Origin of the sequence: Devosia alba (assembly GCF_039938915.1) — a bacterium.
Taxonomy (GTDB): domain Bacteria; phylum Pseudomonadota; class Alphaproteobacteria; order Rhizobiales; family Devosiaceae; genus Devosia; species Devosia alba.
Genome location: NZ_JBDUUI010000120.1, coordinates 1 through 252, shown reverse-complemented (window position 1 = coordinate 252; position 252 = coordinate 1). Strand labels below are relative to the sequence as shown.

At 64.3% G+C, this 252-nt stretch carries 1 protein-coding gene; it reads left to right on the top strand.

Annotation, left to right across the window (positions count from 1 at the left end; translation table 11 throughout):
• The coding region (locus tag ABFY71_RS19005; protein WP_347947437.1) for a proton-translocating transhydrogenase family protein at window positions 1-252 on the top strand (252 nt) is incomplete at both ends.

Below are 252 nucleotides of genomic sequence, written 5' to 3'. Positions count from 1 at the left end.
ACCGAGGAACCCTCCGCCGAACAGCAGGCGGCAGCGCGGCGGCAATCCGAGCGCCGCAGCCTGATTGGCAAGGGGGCGCTGCTGATGGCCACCGTGGCCGCGCTCTATGCCGTTGGCGCCCATGCGCCGGAAAGCTTCCTGCGCCACTTCACGGTATTTGTATTGGCCTGTTTCATCGGCTGGCAAGTTATCTGGAATGTCACTGCCTCCCTGCATACCCCGCTGATGAGCGTGACCAACGCCATCAGCGGC